At 74.1% G+C, this 15615-nt stretch carries 12 protein-coding genes and 2 tRNA genes; 6 read left to right on the forward strand and 8 right to left on the reverse strand.

The window, feature by feature from the left end:
• The first annotated feature begins 52 nt into the window (after positions 1 to 52).
• Both HKK73_RS02320 and HKK73_RS02325 read left to right on the forward strand, forming a co-directional pair.
• On the forward strand, positions 53 to 1330 hold the full coding sequence (locus tag HKK73_RS02320; RefSeq protein ID WP_171467358.1) for a threonine/serine exporter ThrE family protein: 1278 nt from the start codon (positions 53 to 55) through the stop codon (positions 1328 to 1330).
• 86 nt (positions 1331 to 1416) lie between these two features.
• A tRNA-Ser gene (locus tag HKK73_RS02325) sits at positions 1417 to 1505 on the forward strand.
• 178 nt (positions 1506 to 1683) lie between these two features.
• On the opposite strand, the gene HKK73_RS02330 is transcribed toward HKK73_RS02325, so the two are convergent.
• Both HKK73_RS02330 and HKK73_RS02335 read right to left on the reverse strand, forming a co-directional pair.
• Positions 1684 to 3057, reverse strand: a complete 1374-nt coding sequence (locus HKK73_RS02330; RefSeq protein ID WP_061267187.1) for a hypothetical protein — start codon at positions 3055 to 3057, stop codon at positions 1684 to 1686.
• On the reverse strand, positions 3054 to 3821 hold the full coding sequence (locus HKK73_RS02335) for an ABC transporter ATP-binding protein (protein WP_076403718.1): 768 nt from the start codon (positions 3819 to 3821) through the stop codon (positions 3054 to 3056). Before HKK73_RS02335 ends, HKK73_RS02330 begins: the two co-directional genes overlap by 4 nt.
• Positions 3822 to 4051: 230 nt before the next feature.
• On the opposite strand from HKK73_RS02335, the gene HKK73_RS02340 reads away from it, so the two are divergent.
• The 3 genes from HKK73_RS02340 (at position 4052) to HKK73_RS02350 (ending at position 5906) form a co-directional block, all read left to right on the forward strand.
• A tRNA-Arg gene (locus tag HKK73_RS02340) sits at positions 4052 to 4124 on the forward strand.
• Positions 4125 to 4240: 116 nt separating this feature from the next.
• Positions 4241 to 4843, forward strand: a complete 603-nt coding sequence (locus tag HKK73_RS02345; RefSeq protein WP_085386677.1) for a TetR/AcrR family transcriptional regulator — start codon at positions 4241 to 4243, stop codon at positions 4841 to 4843.
• A gap of 136 nt (positions 4844 to 4979) precedes the next feature.
• A complete protein-coding gene (locus HKK73_RS02350; RefSeq protein ID WP_171467359.1) occupies positions 4980 to 5906 on the forward strand; it encodes an alpha/beta fold hydrolase in 927 nt (308 codons plus the stop codon).
• Here the strand turns inward: HKK73_RS02350 and HKK73_RS02355 are convergent.
• A complete protein-coding gene (locus HKK73_RS02355) occupies positions 5881 to 6129 on the reverse strand; it encodes a hypothetical protein (protein ID WP_051028388.1) in 249 nt (82 codons plus the stop codon). The two genes, HKK73_RS02350 and HKK73_RS02355, sit on opposite strands and share 26 nt — an antisense overlap.
• A gap of 324 nt (positions 6130 to 6453) precedes the next feature.
• Here HKK73_RS02355 and HKK73_RS02360 point away from each other — a divergent pair, with 324 nt between their 5' ends.
• Positions 6454 to 7077 carry a GyrI-like domain-containing protein gene (locus HKK73_RS02360; protein ID WP_171467360.1) on the forward strand — a complete coding sequence of 208 codons (624 nt, stop codon included), beginning with the start codon at positions 6454 to 6456 and terminating at the stop codon, positions 7075 to 7077.
• A 78-nt stretch (positions 7078 to 7155) separates the two neighbouring features.
• Here HKK73_RS02360 and HKK73_RS02365 read toward each other — a convergent pair whose 3' ends face one another.
• From HKK73_RS02365 to HKK73_RS02385, 5 genes are all read right to left on the reverse strand, one after another.
• Entirely contained in the window at positions 7156 to 7869 is a 714-nt protein-coding gene (locus HKK73_RS02365) for an anaerobic ribonucleoside-triphosphate reductase activating protein (RefSeq protein ID WP_171467361.1), read from the reverse strand.
• Between the two features lie 237 nt (positions 7870 to 8106).
• The gene (locus HKK73_RS02370) at positions 8107 to 12084 is read right to left on the reverse strand and encodes a discoidin domain-containing protein (RefSeq protein WP_171467362.1); all 3978 of its coding nucleotides are present in this window, start codon (positions 12082 to 12084) and stop codon (positions 8107 to 8109) included.
• A 251-nt stretch (positions 12085 to 12335) separates the two neighbouring features.
• Positions 12336 to 13238 (reverse strand): carbohydrate ABC transporter permease, encoded by a 903-nt coding sequence (locus HKK73_RS02375; RefSeq protein WP_034652728.1) that lies wholly within the window; start codon positions 13236 to 13238, stop codon positions 12336 to 12338.
• On the reverse strand, positions 13235 to 14137 hold the full coding sequence (locus HKK73_RS02380; RefSeq protein WP_021482933.1) for a carbohydrate ABC transporter permease: 903 nt from the start codon (positions 14135 to 14137) through the stop codon (positions 13235 to 13237). The genes HKK73_RS02375 and HKK73_RS02380 overlap by 4 nt, the downstream gene beginning before the upstream one ends.
• Before the next feature lie 140 nt (positions 14138 to 14277).
• Positions 14278 to 15579, reverse strand: a complete 1302-nt coding sequence (locus tag HKK73_RS02385; RefSeq protein ID WP_171467363.1) for an ABC transporter substrate-binding protein — start codon at positions 15577 to 15579, stop codon at positions 14278 to 14280.
• Between the last annotated feature and the right edge of the window lie 36 nt (positions 15580 to 15615).

Raw genomic sequence — 15615 nt, forward strand, 5'->3', positions numbered from 1 at the left:
TCCGGGACCTTCGGCGAGTGCCGGTCGCGGGGCGGTACGGGATCATGGCGTCGTGACGCCTGAGCCCTCCCCGGCCGACGAAGCCGGTCTCGAGCCCGTCGACCTCATCCGCCGGTCGGGCACCGTGCTGCGGATCGGTCGACTCGCGCTGTCCGCGGGCACCGGCAGCTACCGCGTGAAGTCGCACATGACGCGCGCGGCCCGGGCGTTGGGCCTGGACCGCATCGCGGCGCACGTGACGCTGACGGAGATCACCGCGACGTCCTACCGCGGGCCGATCTTCCGCACGGAGCTCACCGAGGTGCGCTCCATCGGGATCAACGCGGACCGGCTCGCGCAGCTCGAGCGCTTCTCGGCCACGCTGCCGGCGGGGGCCGACCTCGACGAGGTCGACGCGGAGCTCGACCGGATCGCGCGCCGACCGCCGCTCTACGGGGCGTTCCTCAACGCCCTGTGGGCGGGGATCGCGTGCGCCGCGTTCGCGTTCCTCAACCACGGCGGCCTCGTCGAGTGCGGCGCCGTGCTCGTCGCGGCGGCGCTGGGGCAGGGCGTCCGGCGCGCGATGCTGCACCGCGGCATCAACCAGTTCGGCGTGACGATGCTCGCGGCCGCGGTCGCGAGCGTCGCGTACCTGGGGCTCGTGCTGGGGCTCTCGGAGTTGGCGGGGGTCGAGGGCGGCCACGAGGCGGGGTACGTCTCGGCGGTGCTGTTCCTCGTGCCCGGGTTCGCGCTCGTGACGGGCGCGCTCGACCTCGCGAAGCTCGACTTCTCGGCGGGCGTCGCGCGCGTGACGTACGCGCTGATGATCCTCGCGTCGGCGGCGCTGGCGGTGTGGGGCGTCTCCGCCGCCGCGGGCCTCGCCCCGGACCCGGTGCCCGCACCGGTCCTCGCGGAGCCGCTGCTGTTCGGCCTGCGCGCGGTCGCGAGCTTCCTCGGGGTGCTCGGGTTCGCGCTGATGTTCAACAGCCCCTGGGCGATGGCGCTGGGGGCGGCCTCGATCGGCATGGTCGCCAACGTGGGGCGCCTGCTCCTCGTCGACGCCGACGTCGTCCCGCAGGCGGCCGCCGCGGCGGCGGCGCTGCTCGTGGGGCTCCTCGCGGCGACGGTCGCGCCCGCGCTGCGCGTCCCCCGCATCACGGTGTCCGTCCCGGCCGTGGTCATCATGGTCCCCGGCGTCACGGCGTACCGGGCGGTGTACGAGTTCAACACCGGGGCGACGGCGCAGGCCCTCGCCTACGCCGTGGAGGCGGGCCTGGTGATCGTCGCGCTCGCGATCGGGCTTGCCGTCGCACGCATGCTCACCGACCGCGAGTGGACCTTCGAGCGGTAGGAGGGGACGCCGTCGGGCCAGCGGTTTGGTCTGGTGGCGACGCCCTTGTACCCTGGGCGACGCAGGCTCTCCGCAGAGTCCTGCGAGGAGACGTCGCATAGTCAGGTCTAGTGCGCCACCCTGCTAAGGTGGTAACGGGGCAACCCGTTCGAGGGTTCAAATCCCTCCGTCTCCGCTCAGGAAGGTCTCGGTGTGCACGCACCCGGGGCCTTTTCTGTTGCCCGGGATCGTGCGGCCCCTACCGCCCGACGCGCGGGCGGGGCGGCCGGGCTCGTGGCGAGCCCCAGCCGCCCCGGTGCCGTCACCGGCCCTGCGTGACGCCCCGACGTCGGCCCTGCGCCGTGGGCCGTGCCCTACGCCGTGCCGGTCGTCGCGAGCGCCGACCGCACGACGAACCGCGACGCGCCCGCCCCGGCGAGCACGAGCGCGGACGCCCCCAGGACGCACAGCAGGAACTGCAGGGCGACGCTCGCGTTCGTGAAGGCGTTGATGCCGAGGACGGGCACCATGAACAGCAGCACGGCCGCGGTCGCGACGCCCACGCTGACGACGAGCGGCACGAGCGTCTCGCGGAAGCGCGCCCGGTCGAGCGTCCGCAGGTCGGTGCCCGCGAGGACGAGCGTGCGGTACTCGCCGCGCTGGTCGATGACCCGGCCCGCCTGCATGACACCCGTCGAGACGGCGGCCAGGACGCCCGCGATGGCGAGGGTGAGGAAGCCGCCCGTCTTGATGTCGACGAGGAACTGGGCCTCCGCGGGGTCGGACGCCATGCCCGGGTCGAAGAGCGCGAAGATGCTCGCGAGGCCCGCGATGAACGTCGCGAGCGCGACCCCGCCCACGGACCGCCACGCGGTCTTCGGGTTGTCCACGATCCGCCGTCCGGCGAGCAGCGTGGGCACGCGGCGCGCGGAGCCGGCGGTGATCCTGCCGACGACCCAGATGACGAACGGCCCGACGAGGTTGAGCGTCGCGAAGCCGATCAGCAGGATGACGACGACGACGGTGATCCCCACCGCGGCCGAGCCGAACGACAGGTTGGTCGCGACGATCATCGCGACGGCCGCGAGCCCGGTCGCGAGCAGGCGCACCGCCTTGAGGCCCGGGGGAGTGACGCGCGCGGCGACGCCGAGCGGCGTGATCGCGACGCGCCGGAGGCTGACGAGCGCGGACACGAGCGCGACCGCGACCACGAGGACGACGGCGCCCAGCAGGGCGGGCACGCCGACCCACAGCTCGGCGACGTCGAACGTGCGGCCCTGGAAGCGCAGCTGCGCGACGAGCGGCAGGAGGGCGCCGTAGCCGACCAGGCCGACGAGCGCGCCCGTGACGGCCTGGGCGGCGGCGTCGAGCACCGTGAGGGACGTGACCTGGCCGGTCGTCGCCCCTGCGAGCCGGAGCGCCGCGAGGCGCGCGTCGCGGCGCGCGACGGCGAGCCGCGCGGCCGCCCCGCCGAGCGTCACGAGCGGGATGAGCAGCAGGAGCGAGGCGATGCCGGCAAAGATCGGGTACTGCGTGTCGTAGGACGTCACGGCCGCGTCCACGCCCTCCTGCATGCCCTCGATCCCGCCCGCGCGGCCGAGGAACGCCCCGAACCCGCCCACGACGACGAGCAGGATAGCGGTGGTCGTGGCGAACGCGATGACGGCGAGCACGTTGGTCAGGCCCTGCGGGTCGCGCTCGTCGGCGCTGCGGCGGCGCAGGAGCCACCAGAGGTCGACGGTCCTCATCGGGCGCTCTCCTGACCGGGGACGGCCGGGGCGGCGACGTCGTGGCCGGGCGCGAAGAACTCGCCGGAGATGACCCCGTCGCGCATCGTCACCGTGCGCGAGCAGTGCCGCGCGACCCCGGCGTCGTGCGTCACGACGACGAGCGCGGCACCCGAGTCGCGGGTCGCGCGGGTCAGGACGTCGAGCACCTCCGCGCCGGTCGACTGGTCGAGGGCGCCCGTCGGCTCGTCGGCGAACACGACGCCCGGCGACCCGACGAGGGCGCGCGCGATCGCGACGCGCTGCGCCTGCCCGCCGGAGAGCTCGCCCGGCCGGCGCTGCTCCATCCCGGCGAGGCCGAGGTGGGCGAGCCAGCGGGCGGCGACCGCGGTGGCCTCCGCGCGGGCCGTGCCGGCGAGCATGAGCGGCAGCGCCGCGTTCTCGACGGCGGGCAGCTCGGGCAGGAGCTGGCCCGACTGGAAGACGAAGCCGAAGTCCTGGCGGCGCAGGATCGTGCGCCGCGCCTCCGAGAGCGTCGCGACGTCCTCGCCGCGCCACGACACCGAGCCGGACGTCGGCGTGATGATGCCCGCGAGGCAGTGCAGGAGCGTCGTCTTGCCGGACCCGGACGGGCCCATGATCGCGAGCGACTCCCCGGGACGGACCGTGAGGCTCACGCCCGCGAGGGCGTGCGTCGCGGTCTGCGCGGAGCCGTAGACCTTGGTGAGCGCGCTCGCGACGAGTGGCGAGCCGCCGGGGACGGGAGTGGGGCCGGTGAACGTCATGCGTCGATCGTCCGCCGGGGAGCGGTGCCGCCGCGTCGGGCTGGGGACGGGACGTCGCCCGGCGCGGGTCCGACCGTGGGGGGACCGTGCGGCGCTGTCCGTGCGGCGACGGTCGGACGGCGTGGCGTCCGTCACGCCGCGGCCTCCGGGCCCGGATCCGGTTTGGGATCAGGGCGAGGACGCGGTAGTGTTCTCGACGGCCGGTGAGCGATCAACGGCCAGCACGACCAGCGCCCGTAGCTCAACGGATAGAGCATCTGACTACGGATCAGAAGGTTGGGGGTTCGAATCCCTCCGGGCGCACAGCGGAACGGCCTCACCCGACGGGTGGGGCCGTTCGTCGTTTCCGGGCGTCTCGTGACGCCGCGGCCGGGCGGCCGACTCTCTCGGTTTCCGCACGGTCGTGCTACGTTCGCCGGGTGACCAAGGGCGACGACACGCGGCAGGCGATCCTGCACCGCGGCGTGGAGGCCGCGTACCGCGTCGGCCTCGCGGGCCTGACGATCGGTGAGCTCGCGCGTGCCACGGGCATGTCGAAGAGCGGGCTCTACGCGCACTTCCGCTCCAAGGAGTCGCTCCAGCTCGCGGTGCTCGACCAGGCGCGCGCGGAGTTCGTCGACACGGTCGTGGCGCCCGCGCTGCGCACACCTCGGGGCGAGCGCCGCCTGCGCGAGCTGTTCGAGCGCTGGCTCGTGTGCGACCTGCGGCAGCAGCCCGGCGGCTGCCTGTTCGTCAAGGCGGCGACCGAGCTCGCCGCCCAGGAGGGGCCGGTCCGCGACCAGCTCGTGCGCGACCACCAGGACCTGTACGACACCGTCGCGCAGGTCTACCGGACGTGCGTCGCGGAGAGCGGCTTCCGCGACGACGTAGACCCCCAGCAGTTCGCGTCGGAGCTGTACGGGGTGATGCTCGCGCTGCACCACGCGCACGTCTTCATGGCCGACCCGCTGGCCGAGGACCGGGCGCGTCGCGCGTTCGAGGCGCTCCTCGACGGGTCGCGCGCACCCGTGCCCGTCGCCTGAGCACCTGCCCCGCACCCGACCCATCCTGACGGAGAGGATCCTCGTGACCACCTCGCGAGCCGAGAAAAGCACGACCGTTCGCCTGGACCGACGGCGCGCCGCGCGTCGTCGGAAGGCCGCGGCTCGACTCGCGCTCGTGCGCGCCCGGTTCGCGGTGCTCCAGACGGTGTCGCCCCGGCGTGCCGCCCGGCTCGCCCTCGACCTGTGGTGCACCCCGCCCGACGGCGCAGGTCGTCGCCGCGACGACCGCGCCGTCGCCGGTGCGCTGAGCACCGTGACGACGTCGTCCGGCGCGCGGGTCGTCGTCGAGACGTGGGACCCGCACGCCTCCGCGGACGACGCGCACGACGGGACGGTCGGCCGGAGGACGGGGACCGGCGTCGTCTACCTCGCGCACGGGTGGGGCGGGCGGCGTGGCCAGCTCGGCGCGTTCGTCGAGCCCCTGCGCGCCGCGGGCCACCGCGTCGTCGCGTTCGACGCGCCGAGCCACGGGGACTCCGGGCCCGGCCGCCTCGGTCCGCGGCGCAGCACGATGCCCGAGCTCGCGGACGCCCTCGCCGCGGTGGTGCGCGAGCACGGGGAGGCGACGGCCGTCGTCGGGCACTCGCTCGGCACGGCGACGACCGTGCTCGCGGTGCGCGACGGCCTGCCCGCGGGGCGTCTCGTGCTCGTCGCGGCGATCGCCGACGTCCTCGGCCAGCTCGACGGGTTCGCCGACCTGCTGGGCCTGTCGCGCCCGACGCGCGAGCTCCTCCAGAGCCGGCTCTCCGACCTGGCCGGGCGCCCGCTGCCCGAGCTCGACGTGCGCGAGACGCTGCGCACCCACCCGGTGCCGCCGGCGCTCGTCGTGCACGACCGCGCCGACAAGGAGGTCCCGTACCCCGTGGGTGCCGCGCTCGCGGCGGCCTGGCCCGAGGGCGAGCTGCTCACGACCGACGGGCTCGGGCACCACCGGCTGCTGCGCGACCCCGACGTCGTGCGGGCGGTCGTCGACTACGTGACGCCACCCGCCGCGCGGCCCGACCCGGAGCCCGTCGTCAGGCCGGCGGCCGGTAGCCGGTGACCTGCGTGAGCGCCCGTGCGCGGTTCGAGCGCGCGAGCATCACGCAGCCTGGCACGAACGCCCCGAGCAGGAGCGGCCCGACGACGAGCATCGCCGCCCACATCATCAGCGCGAGGTAGCCGGCGGCCGAGTTGTTCGACGGGTCGCTGTCCGCGTAGGCGAGCAGGCCGATGCTCAGCGCGCCCGCGACGACCATGAGGACGACCGGCACCCAGATGAGCACCCAGGCGGTGCGTCGGTACCTCGGTGTGAAGGCGGCCGCCGGCGGCGGGGGCGGCGGTGCATACCCCGGTGCCGGATACCCGAGCCCCGGGTGCCCCGCGTGCCCGGGCTGCGGCGGATACCCGGGACCCGGGTGCCCGGGGTGCGGCGGGTAGGCGGGGTGCGGCCCCGGTGGGGGGCCGCCGTACGCGGACCCGTGCCGCGGGTCGTGCGGGGGGTGGGGCGGCGGTGAGGTCACCCGTCCTGGATATCAGGCGTGCGGGCATCGTGCGCGGACCGTCCGGCGGCGCGCTCGCGTGTCGGAGGGGCCCGGTAGCGTCGGGCCATGCCGTCGGACAAGGTCGACCTCAAGGCGTCCCACCGCGAGCTCTACGCGCCGCCCCGCGGCCGGTTCGTCGAGGTGGACGTGCCGACCCTGGCCTATCTCGCCGTCGACGGCGAGGGCGACCCCAACACGGCGTCGGCCTACGCGCAGGCGGTCGAGGCGCTGTTCTCGCTGTCCTACGCCGTGAAGTTCGCGAGCAAGCGCGCGGGGCGGGACTACGTCGTCGGGCCGCTCGAGGGGCTGTGGACGGCCGACGACCCGGGCACGTTCGTGCGCCGCGAGAAGGGCGCGTGGCGGTGGACCCTCCTCGTCCTCCAGCCCGACTGGGTGGACGAGGACACGGTGGTCGCCGCCACGGAGACGCTCCGGGCGAAGAAGGAGCCGCCGGTCGCGCTCGACCTCGTGCGCCGCACGAGCCTCACGGAGGGGCGGTCGGTGCAGACGCTGCACGTCGGCCCGTACGACGACGAGGGCCCGGTGATCGCCGAGCTGCACGACGTCTACCTGCCCGAGCACGGGCTCACGTTCGCCGGGCCGCACCACGAGATCTACCTGAGCGACGTCCGGCGCACCGACTCCGCGAAGTTGCGCACCGTGCTCCGTCAGCCGGTCCGCCCGGTCTGACGGGCGGGCCCGCGCGGCGCCGGCACGCCCGATCGGGCCGTCGCGTGCGGCCCGACCCCGCGCACCCGCGGCGCGACGTCAGGCGGCGACCCGCCGCCGCGCCCAGGCGAGGTCGGTCGCGTCGAGCACGTCGGTGAGGCGGCGGCCCGCGAGGCCGCGCGCCCAGGCGGGGGACGCGCCGTCGGGCACGGCCTCCTGGAGCACCCACTCGCGCACGCCGAGGCGGCGCAGGTGCGTGCCGAGCGCGAGGAGCTCGGTGCGCGAGTGGACGCTCGGGTCGACGGTCGTGCGCACCTCGTGGTCGACGCCCGAGCGCAGGATCACGGCCAGCGCCTCGAACGCGCGCCGACCCGACGGGATCGTGCCCGTCACGACGGGGTAGCGGGACGGCAGGTGCTTGATGTCGAGGCCGACCCAGTCGACGAACGGCAGCAGCCGAGCGAGCCGCGCCGGCCACGGGCCGGCCGTGTGGAGGCCGACGTCGAGGCCGAGGCCCCGCACGTCGTCGATCGCGCCGAGCAGCCCGGGGTGCAGGGTGGGCTCGCCGCCCGAGAACACGACGCCGTCGAGCAGGCGACGGCGCGGCGCGAGGAACGCGACGACCTCGGACCAGGGGACCGTGTCCCGCGGCGGCGGGCCGCCGAGCGCGGCGACCGCGCACAGCCCCGGGTGGTGGCAGTAGCCGCAGCGCCACGGGCAGCCCTGGGTGAGGACGGTGGCGACCCGTCGGCCGGGCCAGTCCGTGACGGACAGCCGGTCCAGTCCGGCGACCACGAGGCCGGGGCGGGTCATCGGCGGCTCCTTCGGACCACGACGGCCCGGCGGTCCGGACCTCCCGACGGCGGTGCCGTCAGGACCTCGAACGTATCCTCGCGGGCCCCCGCGCCGGACCGGCCGAAGGTCCCGACCTGCCGGGCCCGATCCGGGCCCGACGCAGGCGCCACGCGGGACGCGCGTGCCGGACGCGGCGGACCCGGGGCCGCGCGCCCTGGGCGGGCGCACGACCCCGGGTCCGGGGGACCGGGACGGTCAGCCGCAGGTCGGCTGGCCGTGCTCCGGGGTCGCGACGGTCTCGCGCTCGTCGGCGTCGTCGGACGGCGCGGCCGTCGCGGTCACGGGGCCGGTGGTGGCCCCGCGGACGGCGAACGACTGGTACGCGTTCTTCCCCGGGCTGACCGCGGGGAAGCTCTTCGTGCCCCACGGGGTGGCGACGTCGACGTCGAGCGGGACGTCGTCGTCGTTCACGACGCGCACCGCCACGTACGCCTTGCCCGCGAGGCACCGCACCTCGGCCGTCGCGGTCACGGCGACGGCGGCCGGCGACGCCGGGTCCGCCGCGCCAGGCGCGAGCACCCGGAGGGCCGTGAGGCCCGGGTCGCCGTCCTGCCACGACGTGCTCAGCGCGACGTACCGCGCCGTGCGGTCGACGGCGAGCGTGCCGCGCACGCCACCGGCGCTGATCGTGCCGACGTCGGTGAAGGTGAGGCCGTCGTCGCTCACGGAGACGACGGACCCCGGCGCGCCGCCGCGCTCCCACGCGGCGACGACCGTGCCGATCTCGCGCGGCGACCCCAGGTCGGTGACCATGCGGCCGTCCGGTCCGGGGACCCACGACGTCGCGGCGTCACCGTCGACGGCGAGCGAGGGCGACGTCATGCCCGTGGGCAGCACGGACGCGGGGAACGTGAGCGTGCTGAGCGCGTGGTCCGCGACCGGGAACGGCGTCGCGTCCCGGAGGGTGACCCGCGTGCCCGACGGCGTCGCCCCGACCGTGCGCGTCGCGCCCGTCTCGGCGTGGCGCAGCTCGACCGGCGCCCCGTCGCCGGTGACGCGGAACGAGCGCGCGTCGGCGACGGCGACCGTCACCCCCGCGGGAGCATGCCCGGCCGGCGTGGCGACCGTCGCGCGCGGCGCGAGGACGACGGCGTCGCCCGCGGGGACGGTGACCGCGAGCGTCGAGGCGTCCGCCCCGACGGTCTGGGTGCCGGCGTAGACCGGGACGGCCCCGCCGTCGTGCGGGACGGTGAGGGTCGTCGCGACGTCGGCGCCCGTGAGGTTGAACGCGACGACGTACCCGTCGACCGCGCTCACGAGCACGCCCGCCGTGTCGGCCGTGGGCACGCGGGCCCCGGCCTGCGCGGCCGTCGCCGCGGCGTCGCCCGGGACCATCTCGACGAGCCGGGGCCCGGCCGCGCCGTCGGTGAGCCGCACGACGTGCCGCGTGTCGGTCGCGCGCGAGACGGTCACGGGGGCGTCCGAGCCGCGCACGACGAACCCGGCCTCGCCCTCGACGTTGAGCCAGTCGCCCTCGCTGCGCAGCACCTGGTCGCCCGTGTACCGGAACGACGCGGCGTCGTGCCACGTCTGCCCGTCGAGCGACGTCTGGACGCGGTACTCCTGGCCTGCGGCGACCTCCCAGCCGAGCTGGACCTGGCTCACCGCGGTGGGTGCGCCGAGGTCGACCTGGACCCACGAGTCGGGCTTCGTGCGGTCCGCGACGGCGACGGCCCAGCGGGTCGTGGCGGAGCCGTCGGTGACGGCGCTCGTGGGGTTCGACCCGTTGGCGCTCGACGCGGTGGCCGGCTTGCCCGCGGCGACGTTCGTCCCCGTGGGCGAGAAGGCGCGCAGGTGGTAGAGCGAGTAGCCGTACGCCGCGTCGCCGCGCACGCCCTGCATGCGGACGTAGCGCGTGGTGACCGGCGCGGGCTCGTCCGCGCCCTCCGGGGTGAGGTCGACGGTGTCGAGGCGCGCGACGTTCACGTCCGCCGGGGCCTTGCCGTACGCGGTCGCGGTGGTCCACGTCTGGCCGTCGGTCGACGTCTGGACGAGGTACCGCGCGCCCGCGCTCGCCTCCCACGCGAACCGCACTCCGCCCACGGTGGTCTCCTCGCCGAGGTCGACCTGGATCCACGAGTCGGGACGCGTGCGCTCGCCGACCGCGACGGCCCAGCGGGTCGACGGGTTGCCGTCGGTCACGCGCGCCGCGGTGCGGCCGCCCGCCGTGTCCTGGCTGGACGCTGTCGCGACCTTCCCGGCGGCGAGGTCGGTCGTCGACCCCTCGTCGCCGTAGGCGTGGAACGCGAACATCGAGTAGCCGTACTGCGGGTGGCCCTGCTGCCCGAGGAGCCGGACGTACCGCGCCGTGACGGGCGCGAACGACAGGTCGTCGACGCGCACCGCCTTCGCGTCCGCGGGGTCGGCCGGACGCGTCACGGGGAGCGTCGCGGTGGTCTCGCCCTCGGCGGTCGTGTAGGTGCGCGACCCGTCGAGGCCCGAGTAGCCGTTCATGGCGAGGTTGCGGACCGACAGGCTGGCGTCCTCCGTGCCCGCCCCGGTCGACGCGTAGACGGCGGCGCCGGTCGGGAGCGTGACCTGGCCCGCGTAGCCGCTGCCGACCCGGAACACCGACGACGTGCCCTCGAAGCCGTCGCGCGGGCCGGTGTACGTCGTCACGTGCCGCTCGTCGACCGTGGCACCGGTCGTGGGGTAGAGGAACGGGGTCGAGCCCGAGACGTGGAACAGCCACGAGTCGTGCGCGGGGACCCAGGGGAACTTGACGAAGCCCTTGCGGCTCGACGCCGCGGCCCACGCGTCCGCCGTCTGCTGGACGGTCAGGCCGGGCCCGGCGCCGAAGTCGCGCACCCCGGCGAGGCGCTCGAAGAACTCGTCCTGCGGCGTCGGCTCGACGGGGCCCTCGGGCGACTCGGCCGCCTCGACGTGCAGGAGGTAGGAGATCGCGATCTCCGCGCGCGCCTCGGGCTCGTACTTGGGCTCGCCCGAGAACTTCGCCAGCCGGTGGACCGGCGCGTACGACTGGTAGTCCTCGAGCGCGGCGGCGAGGTTCGCCTCGGCGCGCGCGGCGTCGGGGTCGCGCAGGACCTGGCCGAGGAACGCCATGGGGATGGCGTCGCGGCCGTAGAGGAACTCGCGGTCGGCGACCATGGGCATGAACGGCTCGCCCGCGTCCGACATGACGAGCTTGATCGACTCCCACAGCTCCGCCGAGTTGGGCTGGTGCGTGAGGATCTCCGGCAGCGGCTCGTCGCGGAGCAGGAAGTGGATCGCGTTGCGCCCGCCGGACCGCCAGATGTCGGACTGGTAGTGCGGGCCGAACGACCCGTGGTTCTCCACGAGGTACGTGTCGTGGATGGTCTGCATGGTGTTCGTCGACACGGGCCTGCCCGCGACGACGGCCGGGTTGTTCCGGTCGGCCGTCGGCTGTCCCGCCGCGTTGCGGCCCCAGTCGCCGAGCTGCTCGGCCCAGCGCGCGGCGTCGGGGTCGTCGGGCGCCCACGCGAGGCCGGGCACGAGGGCCTGCGTGTAGACGCCGACCTCCTCCTGCGCCGTGTCGCCCTCGTGCTTGCCCGTCGGCCAGTCCGCGGTCCACGACCCGGAGAGCGGGTCCTTGCCGAAGTCCAGGTCGGCGGTGTACCTGGACTGGCCGGTCGCGATGGTCGTGAGGTTGGCCTGCGTCGTCGCGTCGAGCTCGTCCCACAGCAGCGTCCCGGCCGCGAGGAAGTACGACTGGAACGTCGAGTCCCAGAACAGCTTCTTGCCCCACGTGCCTGCCGGGTCCACGAACCGGTTGGTGGCCGCGTAGTGCCGGATCGTCGCGAGCGTGCGGGCGCGCAGCGTCTCCTCCGAGACGCCCGCGAGCTCGGCGTCGTACTCGCCGTGGGTCAGGAGCACGGCGTTGCCCAGCACGACGGCGAAGTTGAAGTCCTTGAGCTGGTACACCCCGGCGGACTCGTCCCAGACGGTCTCGACCCAGCGCGTGTGCCGCAGCAGGGCGCCGTAGTAGTCGGCGGCGGTCTCGTCGGGGGCGCCGTACGCGGGCGTGGCATCGGCCGTGGTCGACGCCGGGGCCGCGGGCGGAGCGGTCGGCGCGCCCTGGGCGGTCGCGGGGGCCAGGAGGAGGGAGCCGGCCGTCGCGAGGGCGAGGACGGCGTTCGTGCTGCGGCGCCGCGGGCGGCGCGCGGCCGGGGGCCGGGCGGGTGATCGGGTCATGGTGGGGGTCTCTCGTCGTCGTCGTCGGGAGCGGGTCCGCCGTGGACGGCGGCGCGGCGCGGGGTGCGGGTGCGGGGGTGCAGAGCGCCGGTGCCCGCCATCCTGACAGCGCTGTCTGACAGAGTCCAGAGGTTCGGCGAAACTGCCGCGGGTGAAGCCGGGGGGCGGGGACGCACGGAGGCCCGTCGGGGAGCGTGGTGGTGACCATGCTCCCCGACGGGCCTCGGGACCGCGGTGGGCGGTCGGTCGGGTCAGCCCTTGACCGAACCGGACATCAACCCTCCGACGAAGTACTTGCCGAGGACGATGTACACGAGCAGCGTCGGGAGCGACGCGAAGAGCGCGCCGGCCATCGAGACGCCGTAGTTCTGCAGCAGCGCGCCGTTCGCGAGGTTGTTCAGCGCGAGCGTCACGGGGCCGTTCTGGCTGGAGGAGAAGAACACCGCGAAGAGGAAGTCGTTCCACGCGGACGTGAACTGCCAGATGAGCACGACCACGAAGCTCGGGATCGAGATCGGCAGGATGATCGACCAGTAGGTGCGCAGCATCCCTGCGCCGTCGACGCGCGCGGCCTCGACGAGCTCGTGCGGCACGGTCATGTAGTAGTTGCGGAAGATGAGCGTCGTGATGGGGATGCCGTAGACGACGTGCAGCAGGATCAGCGACGGCACGCCGCTCGGGATGCCCAGGCCCAGCACGAGCTGGTTGAGCGGGATCATCACGGCCTGGTACGGGATGAACATCCCGAAGAGGATGAGCGTGAAGACGATGTTCGCGCCCTTGAACGACCAGCGGGAGAGCACGAACCCGTTGAGCGACCCGAGGAAGGCCGCGATGATCGCGGACGGCACGACCATCTGCACCGTGCGCCAGATGGCGGGGGACAGCGCGGTCCACGCCGTCTGCCAGTTCTCCGTCGTCCACGTCTGCGGGAGCGACCACGCGCGCGCCGGCGACGCGTCGCCCGCGCCCTTGAAGCTCGTCACGAAGAGCACGTAGACGGGGATGAGGACGATGACGAGGAACAGCACGAGCGCCGCGTACTTGAGCGTGCGGCCGACGGAGAAGCGCTCGCGCGGCGTACGGCGCGCGGGTTGGCGCGGCGTGCCGACGACGTCGGGGGCGGGGACGGCCGGTGTCGAGGTGGTCGTCATCGCTTCTCCTGACGGTTGGTGCGGATCAGGTAGGGCACGATGACGACGGCCACGATGATCAGCAGGATCGAGCCGACGGCTGCCGCGTTGGCGTAGTCGAAGCTCGACTTGAAGACGTACATGTCGACGGCCGGAACCTTGGTCTGGTAGTTCGCGGGCTTCGAGATCGACATGATGAGGTCGAACGCCTTGAGCGACATGTGGCCGATGATGATGAGCGCCGAGAGCGCGATGGGCGAGAGCTGCGGGAACAGCACGTGGCGGTACAGCTTCCACTCGCTCGCGCCGTCCATGCGGGCGGCCTCGCGCAGCTCGTCGGGGATGCCGCGGAACCCGGCGAGGAACAGCGCCATGACGTACCCGGAGAGCTGCCAGATCGCGGGGATCGCGATCGCCGTGATGCCCCACGTGACGTTGTTCCACCAGTTGTTCTGCAGGAAGTCGAGCCCGACGATCTGGAACAACCGGTTGAGGCCGCTCGCCTGCTCGCCCTGGTTCGAGTTGAGGAGCCAGCGCCACACGACACCGGACGCGACGAACGACACGGCCATGGGGAACAGGTAGACCGAGCGGAAGATCCCCTCGCCCTTGACGGGCTTGTCCAGCATCCACGCCCACAGGAAGCCCATGAGCATCGTGCCGGCGAGGAAGACCACCGTGTAGAGCACGAGGTTCTTCAGCGAGTGCTGGAACGCCTCGCTGCCGAGGAGGGCCGTGTAGTTCTCGAACCACACGACGACCGACGGCTTCTGGCCCGTGGCCTGTGCCGCGGTGTGGTTGTCCGTGATCGACGTCCTGAAGTTCGCGCCGATCAGGCCGTAGACGAACACGCCGACGAGGATCAGCGAGGGGGCGAGCAGCAGCAGCGCTGGGCCGGCTCGTCGCAGTGACTTGAGCATGGTGGGTCTTCCCGGTCGTGGGGTGCGGGGGACGCGGCGCTCGGGAGCGCCGGCGTCCCCGGGGGACGTGTTCCGCTCGCGGGGCTGCCGCGCGCCGTCGGGACGTGCCCGACGACGCGCGGCGGCTCCGTGGAGCGGTGTCAGCCCTGTGCGGTGGCCGCGGCGAGCTCGGACTGGTAGGTCGCGAGGTCGGACCCGCCGGACGTGAACTTGCTCGTCGCGTCGGAGATCGCGTTGAGCGTCGCGACCGGGGCGGCGGCGCCGTGCGCGAGCGAGGAGACGATCGTGTCGTTGCCGAACGACTCGATCGCCGTCTGCTGGTACTCCGAGAACTCGGCCGGGTCGGCGTCGGTGCGGGCCGGGATGGATCCCTTGGCCTTGTTGAACGCGACCTGGCCCTCGAGCGAGCCCACGGTCTCGAGCCACGCCTTGGCGCCGTCGGGGTGCGGGGCGCCCACCGGGAGGGTGAACGAGTCGGCGAGGAAGTCGAACACGCCGTCGGTACCCGGGACGGGGAACGCGGTGAAGTCGGTGCCGAGCGTCTTGCCCTGCTCCTCGAACGCCGCGACGGCCCAGTCGCCCATGACGTTGAACGCGGCGTTGCCGTCGATCACCATCTGGGTCGCCTCGGGCCAGTCGAGCCCGTCACGGTCGGTGTTGGTGTAGCTCATGAGCTTCTCGAAGTCCTCGAGGGCGGCCGTGACCTCGGCACCCTCCCAGTCGGTCGAGCCGTCCCACAGGCCGTTGTAGCCCTCGGCCCCGAGGTCCGCGAGGAGCACGGTCTCCAGGAGGTTGACCTGGGTCCAGGTCGTCGCGACCGACAGCGGCGTGACGCCCGCGGCCTGGAGCTTGTCGAGGTCCGCCATCCAGGCGTCGAGGTCCGCGTAGGTCGCGGCCGGGTCGACGCCGTTGGCCTCGAGGACCGTCGGGTTCGCCCAGACCACGTTCGCGCGGTGGATGTTCGACGGGATCGAGTAGATCGCGCCGTCGTCGGACTTGAGGCGGTCGACGAGGTCGGCCGGGAAGACGTCGGTGAGGCCGAACTCGTCGTAGAGCGAGGAGACGTCCTCGATCTGCGCGGCGTCGATGTAGTCCTGGAGCTCGGCACCGGCGTGCGCCTGGAACGTGTCCGGCGGGTCCTGGGCCTGGAGGCGGGACTGGAGGAGGTCCTTGGCGGCCGAGCCGGCACCGCCGGCCACCGCGCCGTTGATGAACTCCACGTCGGGGTGCTGGTCCTCGAACACGCCGACCAGCGCGTCGAGACCCGCCTTCTCGGAGCCGGCGGCCCACCAGGTGAAGACCTCGACCTCGTCGCCGCCCCCCGAAGCGCCCCCGTCACCGGTGCCCCCGTCACCGGAACCACCGCCGCTGCACGCGGCGAGTGCGAGACCCACGAGGGCGGCCGTCGCCACCGTCGCGCTCGTCCTGCGATCGATTCGCATCGTGATATCCCTACGCCTTCTTCGGTCGTGGGGGAC

The organism is Cellulosimicrobium sp. 72-3, from assembly GCF_013127315.1.
In the GTDB taxonomy this organism is placed as follows: Bacteria; Actinomycetota; Actinomycetes; order Actinomycetales; family Cellulomonadaceae; genus Cellulosimicrobium; species Cellulosimicrobium funkei.

Excerpts from the sequence above, each read along its gene's own strand:
- HKK73_RS02330 (WP_061267187.1), bottom strand. The coding sequence starts at position 3,057 with ATGAGGACCGTCGACCTCTGGTGGCTCCTGCGCCGCCGCAGCGCCGAC.
- HKK73_RS02335 (WP_076403718.1), bottom strand. The coding sequence starts at position 3,821 with ATGACGTTCACCGGCCCCACTCCCGTCCCCGGCGGCTCGCCACTCGTC.
- HKK73_RS02360 (WP_171467360.1), top strand. The coding sequence starts at position 6,454 with ATGCCGTCGGACAAGGTCGACCTCAAGGCGTCCCACCGCGAGCTCTAC.
- HKK73_RS02365 (WP_171467361.1), bottom strand. The coding sequence starts at position 7,869 with ATGACCCGCCCCGGCCTCGTGGTCGCCGGACTGGACCGGCTGTCCGTC.
- HKK73_RS02370 (WP_171467362.1), bottom strand. The coding sequence starts at position 12,084 with ATGACCCGATCACCCGCCCGGCCCCCGGCCGCGCGCCGCCCGCGGCGC.
- HKK73_RS02375 (WP_034652728.1), bottom strand. The coding sequence starts at position 13,238 with ATGACGACCACCTCGACACCGGCCGTCCCCGCCCCCGACGTCGTCGGC.
- HKK73_RS02380 (WP_021482933.1), bottom strand. The coding sequence starts at position 14,137 with ATGCTCAAGTCACTGCGACGAGCCGGCCCAGCGCTGCTGCTGCTCGCC.
- HKK73_RS02385 (WP_171467363.1), bottom strand. The coding sequence starts at position 15,579 with ATGCGAATCGATCGCAGGACGAGCGCGACGGTGGCGACGGCCGCCCTC.